We start from the raw sequence: 18,225 nt of genomic DNA on the forward strand, positions 1-18,225 counted from the left end.
GTAATTCGGGAAAATTTAAAAGAGGAAACCCGCAAAGTTATCAAGAATAATATTGACAGAGGCTTCAGATTTTAGATTGCAGATTTTAGAAGGCTGATATTTAGATTTAAACTCTAATTAATTGTTTTTGGGAGCAGAAAAATACAACATTTTCAAGAAGCATTGGTTCCGCTTTTCGTTTCACAGGAGCAATAGTGAACTGACGAAGTAATCGAAAATAAAAGGAAAATTAGGCCTTTTGTATTCAAAACAGCAACAATCAATTTTAAATCATGATTCATATTATCATTAAAACGCTATTGCTTTCTCTTAGGCATTATCTTAAAAACAGCAATTGCAGAACCTGACGCATAAATTGTTACAAACCTACCTTCTCTCTTATTATAATTCACATCAAATTGTTCAATATCATTTTCAACATTCACTGGATTTATTTTCATTAAAGTATCTGATTTCATACGATAACCTATCTCCTGATTTTTTGAACGATTTTTGATTTTAAAACTTATTCTTTGATTTCCCTCAACCTCTATAACTCCTAATTTTGGTTCTAAAATCACTACCTCTTTATAAAAATATTCCTCATAGAAAAGAGGTGATTGCAAAAAATAAGTTCCATCAATCGCTTTATTATCCCAAACTTTTGATATCGGTAAATGTTTGGTAAAAAATATTTCAGGACTCGCATCAAAATAAATTGGATTAAACTTTTTAACCCATAAATTATTTTCATTTACTATTGACCCAGCTCCCCAGGTAGCATCAACCAATCTCCATTTTCCGTCTATTAATACTGAGTTCCATGCATGATTTTGTTCGACACGCTTTCTGCCAATGTCATTAAATTTTGTTTTTGAATCTCCTTCAATAATTAATGCATGCAATCCAACTAATGTTGCTAAATGAGAATACAACAATGAATACCCACTGCAAACTCCCTTATGCTTCCTAAAAACAGTATTAATTTCATCATTTTTAATTTCATGAAGTTTTAAATCTTTTTCCTGTTCATTATTAAAAGAAAAGGTTTTAGACGCCTTTGGATTTAAATAAGCATTCATATCATAAGAAATATTCAATGCCATCCATGTAAAAACTGCTCTAGCCTTATCACTTTCAGTTGTAAAATCTAATTTAATTTTATTTGCTAAATCCAAAGGAGCACGAAAGGATTCCGGATAACTCCGTACAATATCATCTACTCTTTGATAATTTTGGGAATAACTTGTACTAAAAAAAAGAAGGATAATTAACAGTTGAAATCTATTTTTCATTATTTAAAAATTCTTTATAATCTCTTTTAATTGATTGTCTAATTCGGAGTTTGAAATAACATTTCTTTCAGTATCAAAATTATCATTGAAACTTGGCAGTAAGAAAACTGCTTTTATATCGGCGTTGAAGCGTGGAAAGTTGTTTTTGGCAATTTCCAAAACGCTTGCCCCGCCTCTTGCTCCAGGCGAAGTAGCCATTAATAACATTGGTTTTTCCTGAAATATTTTTCCGTTTATCCTCGAACACCAATCGATTGTGTTTTTGAAAGCAGCACTATAATTACCATTATTTTCGGCAAGGGAAACTACCAAAAGATCAGCAGAGGCTATTTTTTCTAAAAACGCTTGCGCTAAAGAATGCTGTCCAATCACAGCTTCTTTATCTACACTGAATAATGGCATTTCATAATCGTTTAAATCCAAAACTTCTACTTGAGCATTTTCGAATAAACTGGATGCATAAGTAACTAATTTTTTATTGATTGATTTTTTGCTTGGGCTTCCGGCAAAGGCGATGATTTTCATAGCGTTATATTTTATATAAATTAATTATTTTTCACTTTTTTATATTCTCTGATTTTTCCAAAGTTTTTTAAATTTAAAATTCGCTTAAATTCGTTTCTTGAAGGCTTTAGAATAAATAAAGTAGAGTCAATCATAGTTGATTTTATTTTTGTTAGTGAATCCATTCTTTTAAAATCTTCTTCAGAATAAATGTATTTTATTTTAAGGATATTCTTTTCTACATTGATGGTTTTTATTTTCCAATAAATCGAATCTTTGTAATTAAGCACCAACTCTCCATCGATTCGTTTTGCTTTTTGAGTATCCGAAAAAATAAAAAATGTATCAATCTGTTTATTTGAAAACTCAATAGAATCACCAATATACCTGTAATCATAAACATCATTATTGAGTTTTGAAATATATTGATCACCTTTTAAATCAAAAAAAACTTTTATAGAATCTAATTCTTTTTTGTGAAATCGGGATTTGTTATAATACTCCTGAAAAATCATTTTGTCAGTAATATTAAAATAAACAGAATCCGAATCCATAAAAAGCCCTCTGAATTTATTTGGAATTTTAGACAATTCTGAATCATTTATAGGCTGCGGGTTTTCAAAACGCATAGCAAAACCTTCTTCAGCAGGAGCATCTGCTCTTTTACAAGCCACTAAAAACAGAAATCCCAGAAACAAAAAGCATACTTTCATTTTATAGGCAAATAATTCAAGGTGAAATGTACGTATAAAAATCATAAAATCAATTCAAATAATTTTAGATCACGACATTCGCATTTAAAAAAGATAAACACGGATTTCACCAATTAACACTAATTCTTATCAAAATTGAAATCAAATTTTACAGTTTCGAATATTTTGTGTAATTAAACAGCAATCTTAATTCGTGCAAATTAGTGTAATTCGTGTCAGAAACTTTTATAAGCGAATGCCGTGATTTTAGATCAAAAAGGAAATTAAGTCCATAAAAAAACCTACAGGTTTTACTCCTGCAGGTTCTCTATTCTCTATGTTCTATTCTCTAAAAAACTACACGTTAAATCTAAAGTGCATTACATCACCATCTTTCACAATATATTCTTTTCCTTCAACTTTGAATTTACCGGCTTCTTTAGCTTTAGCTTCAGAACCATATTGAACGTAATCATCGTATGAAATCACTTCGGCGCGGATAAATCCTTTTTCAAAATCAGTATGGATAACTCCAGCAGCCTGTGGTGCTGTAGCTCCAATATTAATAGTCCAGGCACGAACTTCTTTTACACCAGCAGTGAAATACGTCTGCTGTTTCAATAACTTGTATGCTGCACGGATTAAAACCGATGCACCTGGCTCAGTCAATCCCATATCTTCCAAGAAAACCTGACGCTCTTCATAGCTTTCCAATTCAGTAATATCAGCCTCTGCTCCTACTGAGAGGATAATTACTTCAGCTTCTTCATCTTTCACTAATTCGCGAACTTGATCTACATACTTGTTACCTGAAACTGCCGAATTTTCATCAACATTACAAACATACAATACGGGTTTTGCAGTAATCAGCTGAAAACTCTCCAGCAAAACCTCTTCCTCATTACTTTGAGGAGTAATAACCCTCGCTGATTTTGCCTGCAATAAAGCTTCTCTGATTCTATCCAAAAGCGCTTTTTCAGTCTGGGCTTCTTTGTTTCCGGTTTTAGCTGCGCGGTTTACTTTTTCTAAACGTTTTTCAACAGTTTCCAAGTCTTTCAGCTGTAATTCAATATCAATTGTTTCTTTGTCGCGGATAGGGTTTACATTTCCGTCAACGTGAACAATATTATCATTATCAAAACAGCGCAAAACGTGAATAATAGCGTTACATTCTCTAATGTTTCCAAGAAATTGATTTCCTAAACCTTCTCCCTTACTTGCTCCTTTTACTAAACCTGCAATATCTACGATATCTACAGTTGCCATCTGAACGCGTTCTGGTTTTACTAATTCTTCCAATTTATTAATTCTTGGATCTGGAACGTTTACAACTCCAATATTTGGTTCGATAGTACAAAACGGAAAGTTTGCACTCTGCGCTTTTGCATTGGATAAACAATTGAACAATGTTGATTTTCCAACATTTGGTAACCCTACAATTCCTGCTTTCATGGTATGTCTGTTTACAAATAACAGCGGACTGCTACTTATTTTTTTGAAATTCTTTTTTAAAGTGTGCAAATATAATATTTAAAAATGCTAGTAAAGCAATTTTTTGAAATTAAAAGCTGTCATGTATTTCTTAATATTATTTTTAACATTTTACAGTATTTATGTTAAAAATAACTATATTTATACCAATAAACAACCAATTACCAAACAATACAACCAATTATGAAAAAAATTATTCAATTATTCTTTTTGCTAAACATCACATTTATGTTTGCACAAAAGGAAGTATCAGGAGTCGTAAAAGACAAAACAGGCAATCCGCTTCCAGGAGTTAACGTTCTTGAAAAAGGAACTAAGAATGGTGTACCTACTGATGTCAATGGTACATATAAACTAAACGTTAGCGAAGGAGCAACTTTGGTATTTAGCTATATTGGCTACAAAACTATTACTAAACCGGTCACCGGGCCTATAATTGACGTAGATTTATCTGAAGAAAGAGAACAAGAGCTGAAAGAAGTACAGGTCGTGGGTTCCAGAAACAGTAAAAGAACCGTTGTAAATTCTGCTGTACCCATCGATGTTATAAGCATGAAAGAGATTACTACTCAAAGCGGAAAGATAGAAGTTAACCAGCTGCTTCAATACGTCGCACCTTCCTTTAACGCTAATAAACAATCTGGATCTGATGGAGCCGATCACGTGGATCCTGCATCTTTAAGAGGAATGGGGCCGGACCAGACCTTAGTTTTAATCAACGGAAAAAGAAGACATCAATCCTCGCTTGTTACTCTTTACGGTACTCGCGGCCGAGGAAATACAGGAACCGACCTGAATGCTATTCCAGCATCTGCTATCAAAAGAATTGAAATTTTAAGGGATGGCGCTGCAGCACAATATGGTTCGGATGCTATTGCCGGAGTAATCAATATTGTTTTAAATGATAATGTTGACCAACTGAATGGCTCTATTACTTATGGCGCATTTAATACCAATGCAAAAGGTGATTTTTTACCAGGAACTCCAAATACGAAAGATTTTAGATTAGATGAAAATGGAAATGGCAACACTTATGGCAAAAACAAAACCTTTGATGGCAATGCGGTAAAATTAGGTGCAAATTATGGTGTTGCTCTTGGCAAAAATGGTGGTTTTGCTAATTTTACCACAGAGTATTTCAGTAAAGACAAAGTATTACGTCCTGGGTATGATTTCCGAAAAGGTTTTGGCGAAGCATCAATGGACAGTTTCAACTTTAGCGGAAATTTATCTGTTCCCGTATCAGACAAAACCAGTGTTTATGCTTTTGCAGGAAGAAATTACAGAGATACTGATGCCTATGCTTTTACAAGAAACAGCGGTAATGCCAATGTGGTAGAATCTGTTTATCCTGGAGGATATACTCCCAGAATCACTTCTATAGTCTTAGACAATTCAATAACAACCGGGGTTAGAACAGAAACTGAAAGTGGCTGGAAAATTGATATCAGCAACACATACGGAATAAATAAATTCCATTATACAATTAAAGGAACAATGAATCCTTCTTTATTAGAAGCATCACCTTTAGAATTCGATGCAGGCGGACATAGTCTGGCTCAGAATACAACCAATTTTGACTTAACAAAAAATTACAGTAAAATTTTAAAGGGACTGAATTTAGCCTTTGGAGCCGAATACAGAACGGAAAATTTTATCATTTTTGCAGGTCAGGAAGCATCTTATTCAACTTACGACACCGATCGGCAGGTTATTACTAACCCAGCTACCCAATCTCCTCCTGTGGATCCTGTTTCCGGTGAGCCAAGACCAGGAAGTTCACAGGGTTTTCCTGGTTACAGCCCTTATAATGCAGTCGATAAAAACCGCAGCAATCTTTCATTATATGCTGATTCCGAATTAGATATTACAAACAGTTTCATGCTGAGCGGTGCCGTCCGCTATGAAAATTACAGTGATTTTGGCAGTACTATCAATGGAAAGTTAGCTTCGAGACTTAAAATCACGGATCAGATTAATTTAAGAGGATCCATCAGTACTGGTTTTCGAGCTCCTTCATTGGCTCAATCGTATTATGGTCTTCACTTTACTAACATAGATTCAAATGGAGCAACAGAGATATTGCTTTCACCAAACAACAGTCCTATAACAAAATCTTTTGGAATTCAAAAACTAAAAGAAGAAACTGCTTTAAATGGTTCATTGGGAGCAACAGGTTCCTTTGGAAATTTCACAGCTACAATAGACGGCTATTACATTAAGATAAAGGACCGAATTGTATTGACAAGTTATTTTGACGCATCGGGTTTAGGATTAGGAGTCGATCAGACACAATTTTTTGCAAATGCAGCTGATACAAAAACACTTGGGTTGGACGCTGTTCTTGCATGGAAAAAAAGATTTGGCGACACAAACCTTAGTGCTGCCCTTGTAGGCAATATTAATCATATGGAAATTACAAAAGTTAATAACGGGAATCTTGATGCCGAAACTTTTTTCGGCACACGTGAACAGCACTTTTTATTAGCTTCTGCTCCAAAAAGTAAATTTGGTTTAAATCTTAATTATTCTCGAAATAAATTCGATGCTGGATTAGCTTTTACCCATTTCAGCGAAGTTATTTTAATTGACTATTCAGGCGAGGAAGATGTGTACAGTCCTAAAACTATAACTGATTTAACAATTGGATACCAAATAACAAAAGAATTAAAACTGACAGTCGGCAGTAATAACCTCTTCAATGTTTATCCGGATAAACAGGATGAAACTGGTAACACCGAAGCTGGAGGATACTGGGATGCTGTACAAATGGGATTCAACGGAGCTTATTACTACACGAGGCTAGGTTTCACTTTCTAAGACAATAAAAAAATAAAGGGCTGTCGAAAAAACAGTCCTTTGTTTTCAAATTTTAAAATCCTAAAAGTAATTAACAGAAAAACTTATGCTTATGACACTTATGTGATTATGACTCAAAAAAAAGCAAACTTGATTTATTTACTGATTTTATTAATTATTTCTAATTCTTTAGCGGTAGGAGTCAAACCTGAGAAATTCCAATATTCTGTCAGAATAGAATTTTTTGCATTAAAGAGTGTTTTGTCTTTAAAAACCTGACTATCGTTATAAGTAAAATTCTGAATATTAAAATTAGTCGTAACTAAGTTATTCAATATCTCAATGTTTTTTATTTCATTCCCTGTGTTAACACTGTAATTAATCTCCTCATTGGAACTGACTAAATAATAGTTTTCAAAATCTGCTCTGTAATTTGTTTTAAACTTAGACCTGATTATATTTTTAACCCCTTTTGTGGTGTTTTCCTCAACTGCTGCCAAAGCTTCTGGTGATATAACCGCCGTCACTTCTATTATGAGTTTTCTTTTAACATCATAAACAATTTTAAAATCGTCTAACAGCTCTTTAGATTTTTCGTCAGGAATTGGAGTTGCTATTATATTGTTATAGTCTTGATTTAAAGTATTTACTTTTACTATAAAATTGTACTTTTTTCTTATTTTATCATCTAATAATGGTCTCAAAACAGAAAAAACATAATATTTTTCCATCATGGAATTTAAATTATATCCCAGCAGATCTGAAGAAATATCGTCACCTACCAAACCAAAAGACCTGTTTTGCTCTAATAATAAAACTGATTTTACCTTTTTTTGCTCTTTATATAATTGAAAATTAATGAGCCCGTCATTAAAATAAGCATAATCTCCATTTAATTTAAAAAACTCTCTGGAATACACTTTCAGTCTTGCAGGCACATTCAGTCTTTTAGTAGAATTATTAACTAAATCTTTAATGATTTCCTTAGGATCTTTATTAGTTATTACAATATCATCCAGTGTATTGAGTTTACTTTTAAGATAAAAAATATTCTCCGGCTGATTTAATGAAGCCCACTTTATTGTAATTGGCAGATAAGAGGAATGAGTAACTTTTAAATTTGAACCTCCCTTAATTTCAAACACCACAGTACCTTCAGCGTTAGTCATTAAAACCTGTTTTGTTTTTAAAACCAAAACAACAGCCTCATCAATTGGCTGATTGGTGTCCAAATCCAATAGTATTATTCTTTTTTCATTAATTTGTGAAAAAACAGTAAAACTTATTACAAACTGAAGCAAAACAAGTATTCTTCTCATATTTATTCAATATAAATAACTAATTGCTGAAAGATATTCTAAAAATATAAAAAATAAATCATAAGCTTAACATTTCCAGAAGAAAAGAAATCAAAAAGTAAGTTTTTTATCTAAAAAAAAATACCTGCGTAAAACACAGGTATATATTTTGTATAATCTGACTGCTGCTATTCGTTATGCAGAAAAGACTGTCTGTTTAACAAAGTCTCTTCAGATTCAACATGATTATCATCTGGAATACAGCAGTCAACAGGACAAACAGCAGCACATTGAGGTTCATCATGAAAACCTTTACATTCTGTACATTTTCCTGGAACAATGTAATAGATTTCATCAGATATCGGCGTTTGTGCCTCATCTGAATCCACTTCGGTACCATCTGGCAAAATTACTTTCCCTCTTAATTTTGTACCATCTTTATATCTCCAGTCATCAGCACCTTCATATATTGCTGTATTTGGGCACTCTGGTTCACAAGCCCCGCAATTGATGCATTCGTCAGTTATTATAATTGCCATCTTCTTTAGCTTTATGCTTTAAGCTTTATGCTTTAAGCTATTTTTTTAATATCTAATTTTTAATCTAAAGCTTATTGCATAAAGCCTAGTGCCTAATGCTAAAAAAACTTATTTTTGTGCAAAATTACAATCAAAACTTTTCATAAACAAACATTATGACATTAGATACAAAAAAAAGTACATTTGTTAAACTAGGAGAATTCTTAAGCCAATTTAAAGATAAAAACTGCAGCAAGAATGAAACTGTATTTGGCAATGATTTATTTTTTGAAAAATTTACCGATTTAATTCAGCTTTCTCAATCTCATAATGGCTGGTATACCCCAGAACAAGTTCATTTTGCAATTGCCTCTTGGGCAGAAGCATTAACGGAAGAAAATCTAACAAAATGGCTTTCTAAATATGATTTCAGCACTGTAAAAACTAAGAATGTAGCCTTGATATTAGCGGGAAATATTCCGCTGGTAGGATTTCATGATTTCTTGTGTGTTTTACTGTCTGGACATAATGTCTTGGTTAAAACATCATCAAACGATCAGCACTTATTGCCATTTTTGTCCAATTATTTAATCGCTGCTGAACCCGATTTTAAAAACAAAATCACATTTATTGAAGGAAAACTGGAAAATTTTGATGCCGTAATTGCAACCGGTAGCAATAACACTGCCCGTTATTTTGAATATTATTTCAAAGACAAACCTTCAATCATACGAAAAAACAGAAATTCTGCTGCAGTATTAAATGGGGAAGAAACCAAAGAACATCTAATAGCACTGGGAGAAGATATTTTTAGATATTTTGGATTAGGATGCCGAAATGTATCCAAATTATTTGTTCCAAAAGGCTATTCTTTCGAACCCTTTTTTGAAGCTGTTTTTGAATATCAGGATGTGATTCATTATGAAAAATACGCTAATAATTATGATTACAACAAAGCGGTTTTCCTAATGAGTAATTTCAAATTGCTCGACAATGGATTTTTGACCATCAAAGAAGATTCAAGTTACAGCTCCCCTATTTCGAGCGTATTTTATGAATATTATGAAAATCTGGAGGATTTACAAAAGCGTTTAGACGATGAAAACGAACAGATTCAATGCATTGTAAGCAACAATCTTGTAAAAAACAGCATCCAATTTGGAACTACACAAAAACCAAGTTTATGGGATTATGCAGATAACATTGACACCATTTCTTTCTTATTAACAATATAATTCAATCTTATTATATTATTACGAAAAATTTAATGGTTATTCGTCTCCTATTTCCGAAATTTGCAGTCTTAAAATTCACTTTAAACTATAGTAATTTGTCTTATTTTAATAATTAATTGAAATTTGACATATTTTCAATAGTTATCAATTGAAAACAACTAAAAAAAGTTACAACACCATGAAAAAACACAACTACAGCGCAGGACCTTGCATTTTACCACAAGAAGTTTTTGAAAAATCAGCTCAGGCTATCTTAAATTTTAATGATTCTGGTTTATCACTTTTAGAAATTTCGCACCGTAGTAAAGATTTTGTCGCCGTAATGGAAGAAGCGAGAGCTTTAGTTTTAGAACTTTTGGATTTAAAAGACAAAGGATATCAAGCCATTTTTCTTGGAGGAGGAGCGAGTTTAGAATTTCTGATGGTTCCTTACAACTTAATGAAAGAAAACGGTAAAGCAGCTTATTTGAATACTGGTACTTGGGCTTCTGGAGCAATAAAAGAAGCAAAATTTTTCGGTACAACTACTGTTGTTGCTTCATCAGAAGAAGAAAATTTCAATCATATTCCAAAAGGATATACAATACCTGCTGATGCAGATTATTTTCACTGTACAAGTAATAATACCATTTTCGGAACTCAAATGAAGGAATTTCCAGAAACAGATATTCCAGTTGTTTGTGATATGAGTTCTGATATTTTTTCCAGAAAAATTGATTTTTCAAAATTTGATATTATTTACGCAGGAGCACAAAAAAATATGGGACCTGCAGGAACTACTTTGGTTGTTATCAAAGAAGAAATTCTTGGTAAAACCGGCCGTACCATTCCAAGTATGTTGGATTATGCAAAACATATCAAAGCAGACAGCATGTACAATACACCTCCCGTTTTTCCTGTTTATGCGTCTTTACTAACTTTACAATGGTTAAAAAAAATAGGCGGCATTGAGGCTATCGAAAAAATAAACGATGCTAAAGCAGCTTTACTTTATAATGAAATTGATAGAAATCCATTATTTAGAGGAACTGCAGCTGTTGAAGACCGTTCTAATATGAATGCTACCTTTTTATTGAATGATGAATCCCATGCTGCTAAATTTGACGAAATGTGCAAAGCTGCTGGAATAAATGGATTGCCAGGACATCGTTCTGTTGGGGGCTATAGAGCTTCTATGTACAATGCGCTTCCCCTGGAAAGTGTACAGGTTCTTGTTGATGTAATGAAAGATTTGGAAAGTAAAGTTTAATCGGTTAATTGTTTAGTTGTTTAATCGAAATAATCAAACATTTTAATTCAATTCTCAAAATAATAATTTATGTTAACCATCATCTAAACGATTAAACGGTTGACCAAATAAACACTAAATGAAGATATTAGCAAACGACGGAATTTCTAAAAGTGGTATTAGTGCTTTAGAAACCGCTGGATTTGAAGTTATTACTACAAAAGTAGCACAAGAACAAGTTGCTAATTTTATAAACAAAAATGACATTGGAGTCTTATTAGTACGCAGTGCTACTAAGGTTCGGAAAGATATTATTGATGCCTGCCCAAGTTTGAAAATTATTGGACGAGGCGGTGTCGGAATGGACAATATTGATGTTGAATATGCCAAAAGCAAAGGAATTCATGTCATAAATACTCCGGCATCTTCGTCAGAATCTGTAGCTGAACTGGTTTTTGCACATTTATTTACAGGCGTACGATTCCTGCATGATTCGAACAGAAACATGCCTCTTGAAGGTGACACCCAATTTGAACAGCTGAAAAAAGCCTATGCCAATGGTATTGAACTTAGAGGTAAAACCCTTGGGATAATTGGCTTGGGACGTATTGGTAAAGCGGTTGCAAGAATGGCTGTAAGCTTTGGCATGAAAGTTATCTACAGCGATATGGATGTTCCTCATAAAGACTTAAAAATTCATTTTTTTGACGGACAGACCATCAGCATATCACTTACCTCCCAATCTCTTGAATCGTTATTTAAAGAGTCTGATTTTATCACTTTGCACGTTCCTGCTCAAGACGGGTATGTGATTGGTGAGAAAGATTTTAAATTGATGAAAGACGGCGTTGGAATTATTAACTGTGCCCGCGGCGGTGCTATCGACGAAGTTGCTTTGATAGAAGCTTTGGACAGCGATAAAGTATTGTTTGCAGGACTGGATGTTTATGAAAATGAACCTAATCCAGAAATTACAATTTTAATGAATCCAAAAATTTCATTGACGCCACATATTGGTGCTGCAACTGCAGAAGCTCAAGACAGAATAGGCATTGAGCTGGCACATCAGATTATTCATTTATTAAACTAAACATTTAATTTAAAACCACATAGCGGTAAATTATTAACTCTCAATTAATAATTTACCGCTCCTTTTTTGATTATATTTGATATGAATCTTTAATCAAAAAACGATGTTTGAACAATTAACGCAGTTAGTACAGCAGTTTGGCCAGGATGCAGTTGTTAAAAACAGTGCAGTTCCTAATGAACATAATGAAGCTGTAATGGAAGAAGCCGGAAATTCTATCTTTTCGAGTTTACAACAAATGGCTTCCGAAGGAGGTGCCGAGAAAATTGCCGGATTACTCCAAGGAAATAATGCACAGGACTCTTCGAATCCAGCAGTTCAGCAGATTACCCAGCAGCTTACAGGAAGCTTGGGAGAAAAATTTGGCTTAAGCAGCAGTGATGCGGCAGGGGTTGCCGGCAGTATGATTCCAAAAATACTTGGAGGACTGGTCGGTAAGGCCAATGATCCTAATGACAGTTTTCAGCTGACGGATTTAATCGGAGCTATTTCTGGAGGCGGTGCGCAAACCTCTGGAATAATGGATGCCATTTCAAAATACGGAACTCAATTTGGATTAGACCAAAATGCCGACGGAAAACTGGATTTAAATGATGCTGTTGCAGCAACACAAAGTAAAGGCGGTATTGGCGGACTTTTAGGAAAGTTATTTGGAAAATAAGGTTTATGTTATCCTAAGACTTATTATAAAAAACAGCGGTAAAACCTTAAACACATTTTTATAACACTTAAAAAATAGGTTATGAAAAATTCTATCTGCATATTACTTTTACTCAGTATAATAATTGCGTGCAGTACTTCCAAATCTAATGTTTCCACGGCAGAGAAACCAAAAGCCGCAAGCAGTAATGACACTATAAAAATAGTTAATGAAGAATTAGAATATGAAGTCATTATCATAGAACCTGGTTTTGATTTCTGGCTGCAGTCAACAGCATATCCCAGAGGTTATTATTCTCAAGGCTATATGGAAAACAAAAACAATTTTTATATTTTGGAATGGAACAGCCGCGTGCGCCAGCCGCAAATCTATCCGCCTAATTTATATGAAATGACCATTGATTATGATCCGACAATCAATTACGGATATGAAGTAAACTATCTTATTTACAATTATATGATTTATTTCCAAAACAAATACAACCAGAGACTTTATGGACGAGTTCCTCCCAGATAGAGTAAGAGGTTTTAAAATTATTATAAAAAAAACAGTTTTCTTTAAATTACCGAAGTTTTAAAATCACTTCAGCGATATTCCTATTTTAGCCACAAAAAATGATATTGTTTTTCGCGTGTAATACTGTTTTAAATACCAAAACCTGCTATATTTGTAAAAAGGAATTAAATTAATAATGAAAGGATTAAAACAGCGCTGGGGGCTCACATCCAATTGGCAATTGGCAATAATATTTGTGGTTTTTGCAATTACAGGATCAGCATCTGCGTGGCTTTCTAAACCTTTTTGTGTATGGCTGGGAATTGCCAAAGAAGATTTAGGCCATTGGTACACTCCTCTACGGCTATTACTGATTTTCCCTATTTATCAGGTTTTATTAGTTGCAATAGGTTTTGTTTTTGGACAATTTAAATTTTTTTGGGCTTTTGAAAAAAAAATGCTCAAAAGTATGGGGCTGGGATTTATTTTTAAGTAATAAAAAATCAGTCTTTAAGCTTTATCACCGCCACTTTTAATCCAATACACATATATCCAGGTTAATGTAAAGGATGGAATCACATCGGTAAACGGAATTATTTCTTCCAGAAAAGTCAAAACACCAGCCATCTTACCTACCCGGCCCTGATACATTCTTGTCATTAAAAAACCCGCCAATGGTGCCCAGACTATATCAATGTATTCAGCAAGCCCTGGAATTCCATATGAAACCATTCCGACAGCATCAAAAAGCAGTCCCAATAACAGTTTGTTTGTTTTCTGTTTTTCAAAAGCTGCTACTGTTTTTAAATTATTCATTTGCGTAAAATTGATTCAGATATAAAATTACAAAATCCAATTCGTATTACATAAACCTTGAAATTTGTATTTTTTAACTATTTCTGGATTAAATGCTTAATCAAGTACAAAGAAAAATATGTTAAAAACAGAAACATTATTGTCTCCTTCTGTCCATGCATGCAGAAAACAATATACGCTAATAAAATACATAATATTGAAAAACAGAATTATCATCAGCCCTTGTAAAAACTAATTGCTTGAAGAAAACCAAATGCAAAAACAGAGTTTACGGCTAACCACCAAACGAATTAAAGCATCTTTAGTGCATTAGCTCAGTTACATAAAACCTCGAAAGCATTTTGCTTTCGAGGTTTTTTATTCTTCAAATTACAGTATTTTTTATCAAACTTTTTGTTTTAACATTTTTAATCTATAATTGTAGCACAATATGAAGAAATCAATGTTTCTTTTTGCTCACTGTTTTTTGAAACATAAATACCAAGTACCTTATTCAAATAAACAGTATTGGCACTTGTTATTTTTACATTCTCTTCTGGATAAGCAATATCTTTCCATTCTGCAAAACCAAAAGAGCCATTTTTATTTCGCTTTACCGTAACAAATGAGGCTCCTTCTTGAGTGCCTTGCATCCAATCGCTAGGCATATTATAACCATCATTAGTTTTATTTAGAGTAATACCTTCAAAATGAACATTTACTGTAGGTGTACTTTCGTTGTGATAGCTGAAGAATTGTAAGTTACTGAATTTTCTTGTCAGGTAATCATAATCAACCAGAAAGGCTTGTGATACTGTATCTCCAATTTTACGGGCTGAATTACCTCCCGCCATAGTGTAACTATTACCTCCATTATGCCAAATGCCATACAATGTAGGAGCCTTTAAATCATCAACAATAAAGTCGATACATTCTTGTGTTTTGACATCATAAATAAAAGCATTAACATTAATTGTATTTTCATCTGCTGCATCAGATTGATAATTGCCAACAGCCAGCCTTCCCATAACACTGTGCATAAAAACATTTTTGTTATTCCCATTATTAGGTGTCACAGTTCTCCATGTACCGCTGCCATCTATCGGGCCATTATAATAAAAACCAAGATTATTTTTTGGGCTTGAACTTTTAATATAAGCCCCCACAATTTCTACAGTCCCATTTTCACCATTGTTGGGTCCATAACAGGAAGTATTAAAAACAATATCATCGTCATCATCTTCGAGTTTGTATTGCAGCAGATGCCAGTTTTCAAGCTTGTCTGCATCTTCCAGTCTGCCTTTATAAATAAATCCCTGCCAGATGTTTTTAACTTCTGTCTGAACTTCCTGAGGCAAATCAATACCAACCAGTCCACCAGAAATATAGACTTCATGCTGTGATCCGGATACGGCTCTGATGCCTTCAATTATAGTGCGTCTTGATGTTATACCTAATGAGGGATAGTTAAAAGGGATATAATCAACCTCTTGTACTGTTATATTACTTTTTGTATGTGACATAATGTTTGTGTTTTAGAAAAGAATATTTATTCTGCTATACTATTTATTTGTTATTCAGTGTTTAGGATGAAGGAGTGTTTACTCTTAATTTTTCAATTTCGAGATCATGTAATTGTTTCGCTAATTCCTTTTTAACTTCATCGTAGTCAGGATCATAAGCAAGATTCGTATACTCTGAAGGATCATGTACCAAATCATATAGCTCATATTGCTGAAAATAAGCATTAAAGGCATCAAAATAATAGGCATATTTCCAGTTTTCTGTTCTGATACAGCGAATACGATTGGCCGCTTTTACGATGTTCCAATTACTATTTGATCCTGCCTTTATATCATCATAAGTAAACAGTATACTGTCTTGTATTGGCTTTCCGTCTTCAATAATCGGAAGCAAACTGGTTCCTGCAAGTCCATCAGGCGGATTTGAAACATTGGCCAACTCTAAGAAAGTGGGCATGATATCTGCAAGTGTGGCTAAGTTCATCGAATTTTGTTCTTCTGGCTTATCAAACAAAATTGGATTTGAAATTACTAAAGGTACACGCAGGGCTTCTTCATAAGCTACAAAAGTTTTTTGACGCAATCCACCATGTGCTAATCCCATTTCGCCATGATCTGATGTAAAGGTTACAATAGCAGTATCTGCCAACCTTTGCCCATTTGAATCTTCTTTGTATAATTCATCAATAAAAAGACCGATCTCTTTATCTACTTTGGTCAAAAGGGATGCATAAAAATTGATGTAATTTAGTTTGTCTTCTGTAGAATTAATTTCGCCTAAACTAACTGCCATATTTAATAAAATCTGTTCTTGTACCATTGGCTTTTTATTAAGAAGCAAATGTTCATCAACAGTATCCGGTAGTCCAACCTCTCTTTTTAACCAGCTTTCGGAATAGTATCCAGAGGTTCCGGCTGTTTTGGGATACGCAAGAACATCATGCGGATTTACAAGAGACAATACCAAGAGATAAGGCTGATGATGACCATTTTTGCGTTTCTCTTTTACTTGCTTTAAATAGGCAATAGCTTCTGCAGTATATTTAGCATCATGATTAGCAAATCCACCGCCAAAATTAAGTGGGTTAACGTCTTCTCCCGCATCAGGAGCTACCCAGCCCATAGCACCATACAATGAAATATCGGCTGCGGTAAGGTCTTCATAATTTGTTTTGGTCCCGTTTGGAGCCACTCCTTTACTCATGTGCCATTTACCACGGTACTGCACATCATAGCCGTCTGCCCAAAGCGTATTCATTATATTAGGCAAAGAAGTACTAAGTGTGGGCTCCTGAGGAGATAATAAACCACCTTCTGTAAGTGTCTGGCTTACACCATGTTTTGCAGGATAAATCCCTGTAAACAAAGTTGTACGACTGGGAGAACACATACAAGTGTTGCAAAAAGCCCTGTCAAAACTAAAGCCATTTTTCTTAAGAAATGTAAGCGTCTGGAGGTTTTGCTCTTCCCATCCTGGTGGAAAATGCTGGGTTGCACGTTGCTCATCGGTTATGATGAGAATCAGGTCAGGTTTTGGACCTATTTTTTCTAGTTTTTGTTTAAAATCCATCCTATTTATTTATTGATTAGTTTCTAAAAGCAAATTTTTTTTTTGACCTTATGCTGTCTTACAACATTTTGAAATATTTTTCAATTTAGGAAATTTCTGAAAAAAAATAATATCAACAAAGCGTATAAATACCTGAATTTAAAACAGATAAATATTTACTAAAAAACACTAACACTTATACAAGTTGACTAAAATTCTATTATCGGGAGTATTCACCAGAAAAATATTTTGTCTGCAGAAATATTCTAATCATACTAAAATCGTGGCCGAAGTCATAAGTTAAAAATTGCCAAAGCCACTATAATATCGACAGAAACTTTTGTTTCTTTGCGGAAACAGTTTCAAACAATGATACACGCAAAAAATATACATAAGTTTTACGATCAGCTTGAAGTATTAAAAGGAGTAGATTTACATATTAAAAAAGGCGAAATTGTTTCTATTGTTGGAGCTTCAGGTGCAGGAAAGACGACACTATTGCAAATATTGGGAACACTTGACAAACCAAGTATTCCATTAACTCCAAAAGAAGGAACTGAAATCGATAAAAACGCCATTTCATTAAGTATAAATGGTGAAGACATCCTAAAAATGAACGACAAATCATTGTCCAGGTTTAGAAATTTGAATTTGGGGTTTATTTTTCAGTTTCACCAGTTACTGCCTGAATTTACTGCATTAGAAAATGTGTGCATCCCTGCTTTTATTGCCAATAAATCCAAAACCGAAACCGAGAAAGAAGCCATAAAACTTCTAGAATATTTAGGTTTGGCTCACAGAATAAACCACAAACCAAACGAACTTTCGGGAGGAGAACAGCAGCGCGTAGCTGTGGCAAGAGCATTAATCAATAAACCCGATGTTATCTTTGCCGATGAGCCTTCTGGAAATTTAGACACCCATTCTGCCGAAAATCTGCATCAATTATTTTTTCAGCTTCGGGATGAATTCGGACAGACATTTGTCATAGTAACTCACAATGAAGAATTGGCCAATATGGCTGATAGAAAATTAGTTATGGTTGATGGTCAAATCAGCAATCCATAGCTAAA

The 18,225-nt window shown here is 33.8% G+C and carries 17 protein-coding genes; 8 read left to right on the forward strand and 9 right to left on the reverse strand.

Going from position 1 to position 18,225, the window contains the following annotated elements:
• Positions 1-296: 296 nt before the first annotated feature.
• From IRZ80_RS01020 to ychF, 4 genes are all read right to left on the reverse strand, one after another.
• A complete protein-coding gene (locus IRZ80_RS01020) occupies positions 297-1,274 on the reverse strand; it encodes a transglutaminase domain-containing protein (RefSeq protein ID WP_194639360.1) in 978 nt (325 codons plus the stop codon).
• A 3-nt stretch (positions 1,275-1,277) separates the two neighbouring features.
• Positions 1,278-1,799, reverse strand: coding sequence for an NADPH-dependent FMN reductase (locus IRZ80_RS01025; protein WP_194639362.1), 522 nt, complete (start codon positions 1,797-1,799; stop codon positions 1,278-1,280).
• Positions 1,800-1,819: 20 nt separating this feature from the next.
• On the reverse strand, positions 1,820-2,491 hold the full coding sequence (locus tag IRZ80_RS01030) for a hypothetical protein (RefSeq protein ID WP_194639363.1): 672 nt from the start codon (positions 2,489-2,491) through the stop codon (positions 1,820-1,822).
• Between the two features lie 336 nt (positions 2,492-2,827).
• The gene (gene ychF / locus IRZ80_RS01035; protein WP_194639365.1) at positions 2,828-3,922 is read right to left on the reverse strand and encodes a redox-regulated ATPase YchF; all 1,095 of its coding nucleotides are present in this window, start codon (positions 3,920-3,922) and stop codon (positions 2,828-2,830) included.
• 222 nt (positions 3,923-4,144) lie between these two features.
• Between ychF and IRZ80_RS01040 the strand changes: the two genes are divergently transcribed.
• The gene (locus IRZ80_RS01040) at positions 4,145-6,781 is read left to right on the forward strand and encodes a TonB-dependent receptor (protein WP_194639367.1); all 2,637 of its coding nucleotides are present in this window, start codon (positions 4,145-4,147) and stop codon (positions 6,779-6,781) included.
• Between the two features lie 134 nt (positions 6,782-6,915).
• Here the strand turns inward: IRZ80_RS01040 and IRZ80_RS01045 are convergent, their stop codons facing one another.
• Positions 6,916-8,079, reverse strand: coding sequence for a hypothetical protein (locus tag IRZ80_RS01045; RefSeq protein WP_194639368.1), 1,164 nt, complete (start codon positions 8,077-8,079; stop codon positions 6,916-6,918).
• A 167-nt stretch (positions 8,080-8,246) separates the two neighbouring features.
• Positions 8,247-8,597, reverse strand: coding sequence for a 4Fe-4S dicluster domain-containing protein (locus tag IRZ80_RS01050; protein WP_194639370.1), 351 nt, complete (start codon positions 8,595-8,597; stop codon positions 8,247-8,249).
• Between the two features lie 155 nt (positions 8,598-8,752).
• Between IRZ80_RS01050 and IRZ80_RS01055 the strand changes: the two genes are divergently transcribed.
• The 6 genes from IRZ80_RS01055 (at position 8,753) to IRZ80_RS01080 (ending at position 13,781) form a co-directional block, all read left to right on the forward strand.
• Positions 8,753-9,811: an acyl-CoA reductase gene (locus IRZ80_RS01055; protein WP_194639372.1), complete on the forward strand. Its 1,059-nt coding sequence runs from the start codon at positions 8,753-8,755 to the stop codon at positions 9,809-9,811.
• Between the two features lie 178 nt (positions 9,812-9,989).
• The gene (gene serC / locus IRZ80_RS01060; RefSeq protein ID WP_194639374.1) at positions 9,990-11,060 is read left to right on the forward strand and encodes a 3-phosphoserine/phosphohydroxythreonine transaminase; all 1,071 of its coding nucleotides are present in this window, start codon (positions 9,990-9,992) and stop codon (positions 11,058-11,060) included.
• Between the two features lie 118 nt (positions 11,061-11,178).
• On the forward strand, positions 11,179-12,129 hold the full coding sequence (locus tag IRZ80_RS01065; RefSeq protein ID WP_194639376.1) for a D-2-hydroxyacid dehydrogenase: 951 nt from the start codon (positions 11,179-11,181) through the stop codon (positions 12,127-12,129).
• Between the two features lie 103 nt (positions 12,130-12,232).
• Positions 12,233-12,790: a DUF937 domain-containing protein gene (locus IRZ80_RS01070; RefSeq protein WP_194639378.1), complete on the forward strand. Its 558-nt coding sequence runs from the start codon at positions 12,233-12,235 to the stop codon at positions 12,788-12,790.
• Between the two features lie 81 nt (positions 12,791-12,871).
• On the forward strand, positions 12,872-13,306 hold the full coding sequence (locus IRZ80_RS01075) for a DUF6146 family protein (RefSeq protein WP_194639380.1): 435 nt from the start codon (positions 12,872-12,874) through the stop codon (positions 13,304-13,306).
• A 175-nt stretch (positions 13,307-13,481) separates the two neighbouring features.
• The gene (locus tag IRZ80_RS01080) at positions 13,482-13,781 is read left to right on the forward strand and encodes a DUF6787 family protein (RefSeq protein WP_194639382.1); all 300 of its coding nucleotides are present in this window, start codon (positions 13,482-13,484) and stop codon (positions 13,779-13,781) included.
• A 14-nt stretch (positions 13,782-13,795) separates the two neighbouring features.
• Here the strand turns inward: IRZ80_RS01080 and IRZ80_RS01085 are convergent, their stop codons facing one another.
• The 3 genes from IRZ80_RS01085 to IRZ80_RS01095 form a co-directional block, all read right to left on the reverse strand.
• Positions 13,796-14,101, reverse strand: coding sequence for a hypothetical protein (locus tag IRZ80_RS01085; RefSeq protein WP_194639384.1), 306 nt, complete (start codon positions 14,099-14,101; stop codon positions 13,796-13,798).
• A 407-nt stretch (positions 14,102-14,508) separates the two neighbouring features.
• Positions 14,509-15,603, reverse strand: a complete 1,095-nt coding sequence (locus IRZ80_RS01090; protein ID WP_228520765.1) for a hypothetical protein — start codon at positions 15,601-15,603, stop codon at positions 14,509-14,511.
• A 61-nt stretch (positions 15,604-15,664) separates the two neighbouring features.
• Positions 15,665-17,173: a sulfatase-like hydrolase/transferase gene (locus IRZ80_RS01095; protein ID WP_194639385.1), complete on the reverse strand. Its 1,509-nt coding sequence runs from the start codon at positions 17,171-17,173 to the stop codon at positions 15,665-15,667.
• A gap of 348 nt (positions 17,174-17,521) precedes the next feature.
• Here IRZ80_RS01095 and IRZ80_RS01100 point away from each other — a divergent pair, with 348 nt between their 5' ends.
• Positions 17,522-18,220 carry an ABC transporter ATP-binding protein gene (locus IRZ80_RS01100; RefSeq protein WP_194639386.1) on the forward strand — a complete coding sequence of 233 codons (699 nt, stop codon included), beginning with the start codon at positions 17,522-17,524 and terminating at the stop codon, positions 18,218-18,220.
• Positions 18,221-18,225 lie beyond the last annotated feature (5 nt).

Origin of the sequence: Flavobacterium sp. HJJ (genome assembly GCF_015351475.1) — a bacterium.
Classification (GTDB): domain Bacteria; phylum Bacteroidota; class Bacteroidia; order Flavobacteriales; family Flavobacteriaceae; genus Flavobacterium; species Flavobacterium marginilacus.

What these genes read in the sequence shown, in the direction of transcription:
- IRZ80_RS01020 (WP_194639360.1), bottom strand. Translation starts at nt 1,274, where the DNA reads ATGAAAAATAGATTTCAACTGTTAATTATCCTTCTTTTTTTTAGTACA.
- IRZ80_RS01025 (WP_194639362.1), bottom strand. Translation starts at nt 1,799, where the DNA reads ATGAAAATCATCGCCTTTGCCGGAAGCCCAAGCAAAAAATCAATCAAT.
- IRZ80_RS01030 (WP_194639363.1), bottom strand. Translation starts at nt 2,491, where the DNA reads ATGAAAGTATGCTTTTTGTTTCTGGGATTTCTGTTTTTAGTGGCTTGT.
- ychF (WP_194639365.1), bottom strand. Translation starts at nt 3,922, where the DNA reads ATGAAAGCAGGAATTGTAGGGTTACCAAATGTTGGAAAATCAACATTG.
- IRZ80_RS01040 (WP_194639367.1), top strand. Translation starts at nt 4,145, where the DNA reads ATGAAAAAAATTATTCAATTATTCTTTTTGCTAAACATCACATTTATG.
- IRZ80_RS01045 (WP_194639368.1), bottom strand. Translation starts at nt 8,079, where the DNA reads ATGAGAAGAATACTTGTTTTGCTTCAGTTTGTAATAAGTTTTACTGTT.
- IRZ80_RS01050 (WP_194639370.1), bottom strand. Translation starts at nt 8,597, where the DNA reads ATGGCAATTATAATAACTGACGAATGCATCAATTGCGGGGCTTGTGAA.
- IRZ80_RS01055 (WP_194639372.1), top strand. Translation starts at nt 8,753, where the DNA reads ATGACATTAGATACAAAAAAAAGTACATTTGTTAAACTAGGAGAATTC.
- serC (WP_194639374.1), top strand. Translation starts at nt 9,990, where the DNA reads ATGAAAAAACACAACTACAGCGCAGGACCTTGCATTTTACCACAAGAA.
- IRZ80_RS01065 (WP_194639376.1), top strand. Translation starts at nt 11,179, where the DNA reads ATGAAGATATTAGCAAACGACGGAATTTCTAAAAGTGGTATTAGTGCT.
- IRZ80_RS01070 (WP_194639378.1), top strand. Translation starts at nt 12,233, where the DNA reads ATGTTTGAACAATTAACGCAGTTAGTACAGCAGTTTGGCCAGGATGCA.
- IRZ80_RS01075 (WP_194639380.1), top strand. Translation starts at nt 12,872, where the DNA reads ATGAAAAATTCTATCTGCATATTACTTTTACTCAGTATAATAATTGCG.
- IRZ80_RS01080 (WP_194639382.1), top strand. Translation starts at nt 13,482, where the DNA reads ATGAAAGGATTAAAACAGCGCTGGGGGCTCACATCCAATTGGCAATTG.
- IRZ80_RS01085 (WP_194639384.1), bottom strand. Translation starts at nt 14,101, where the DNA reads ATGAATAATTTAAAAACAGTAGCAGCTTTTGAAAAACAGAAAACAAAC.
- IRZ80_RS01090 (WP_228520765.1), bottom strand. Translation starts at nt 15,603, where the DNA reads ATGTCACATACAAAAAGTAATATAACAGTACAAGAGGTTGATTATATC.
- IRZ80_RS01095 (WP_194639385.1), bottom strand. Translation starts at nt 17,173, where the DNA reads ATGGATTTTAAACAAAAACTAGAAAAAATAGGTCCAAAACCTGACCTG.
- IRZ80_RS01100 (WP_194639386.1), top strand. Translation starts at nt 17,522, where the DNA reads ATGATACACGCAAAAAATATACATAAGTTTTACGATCAGCTTGAAGTA.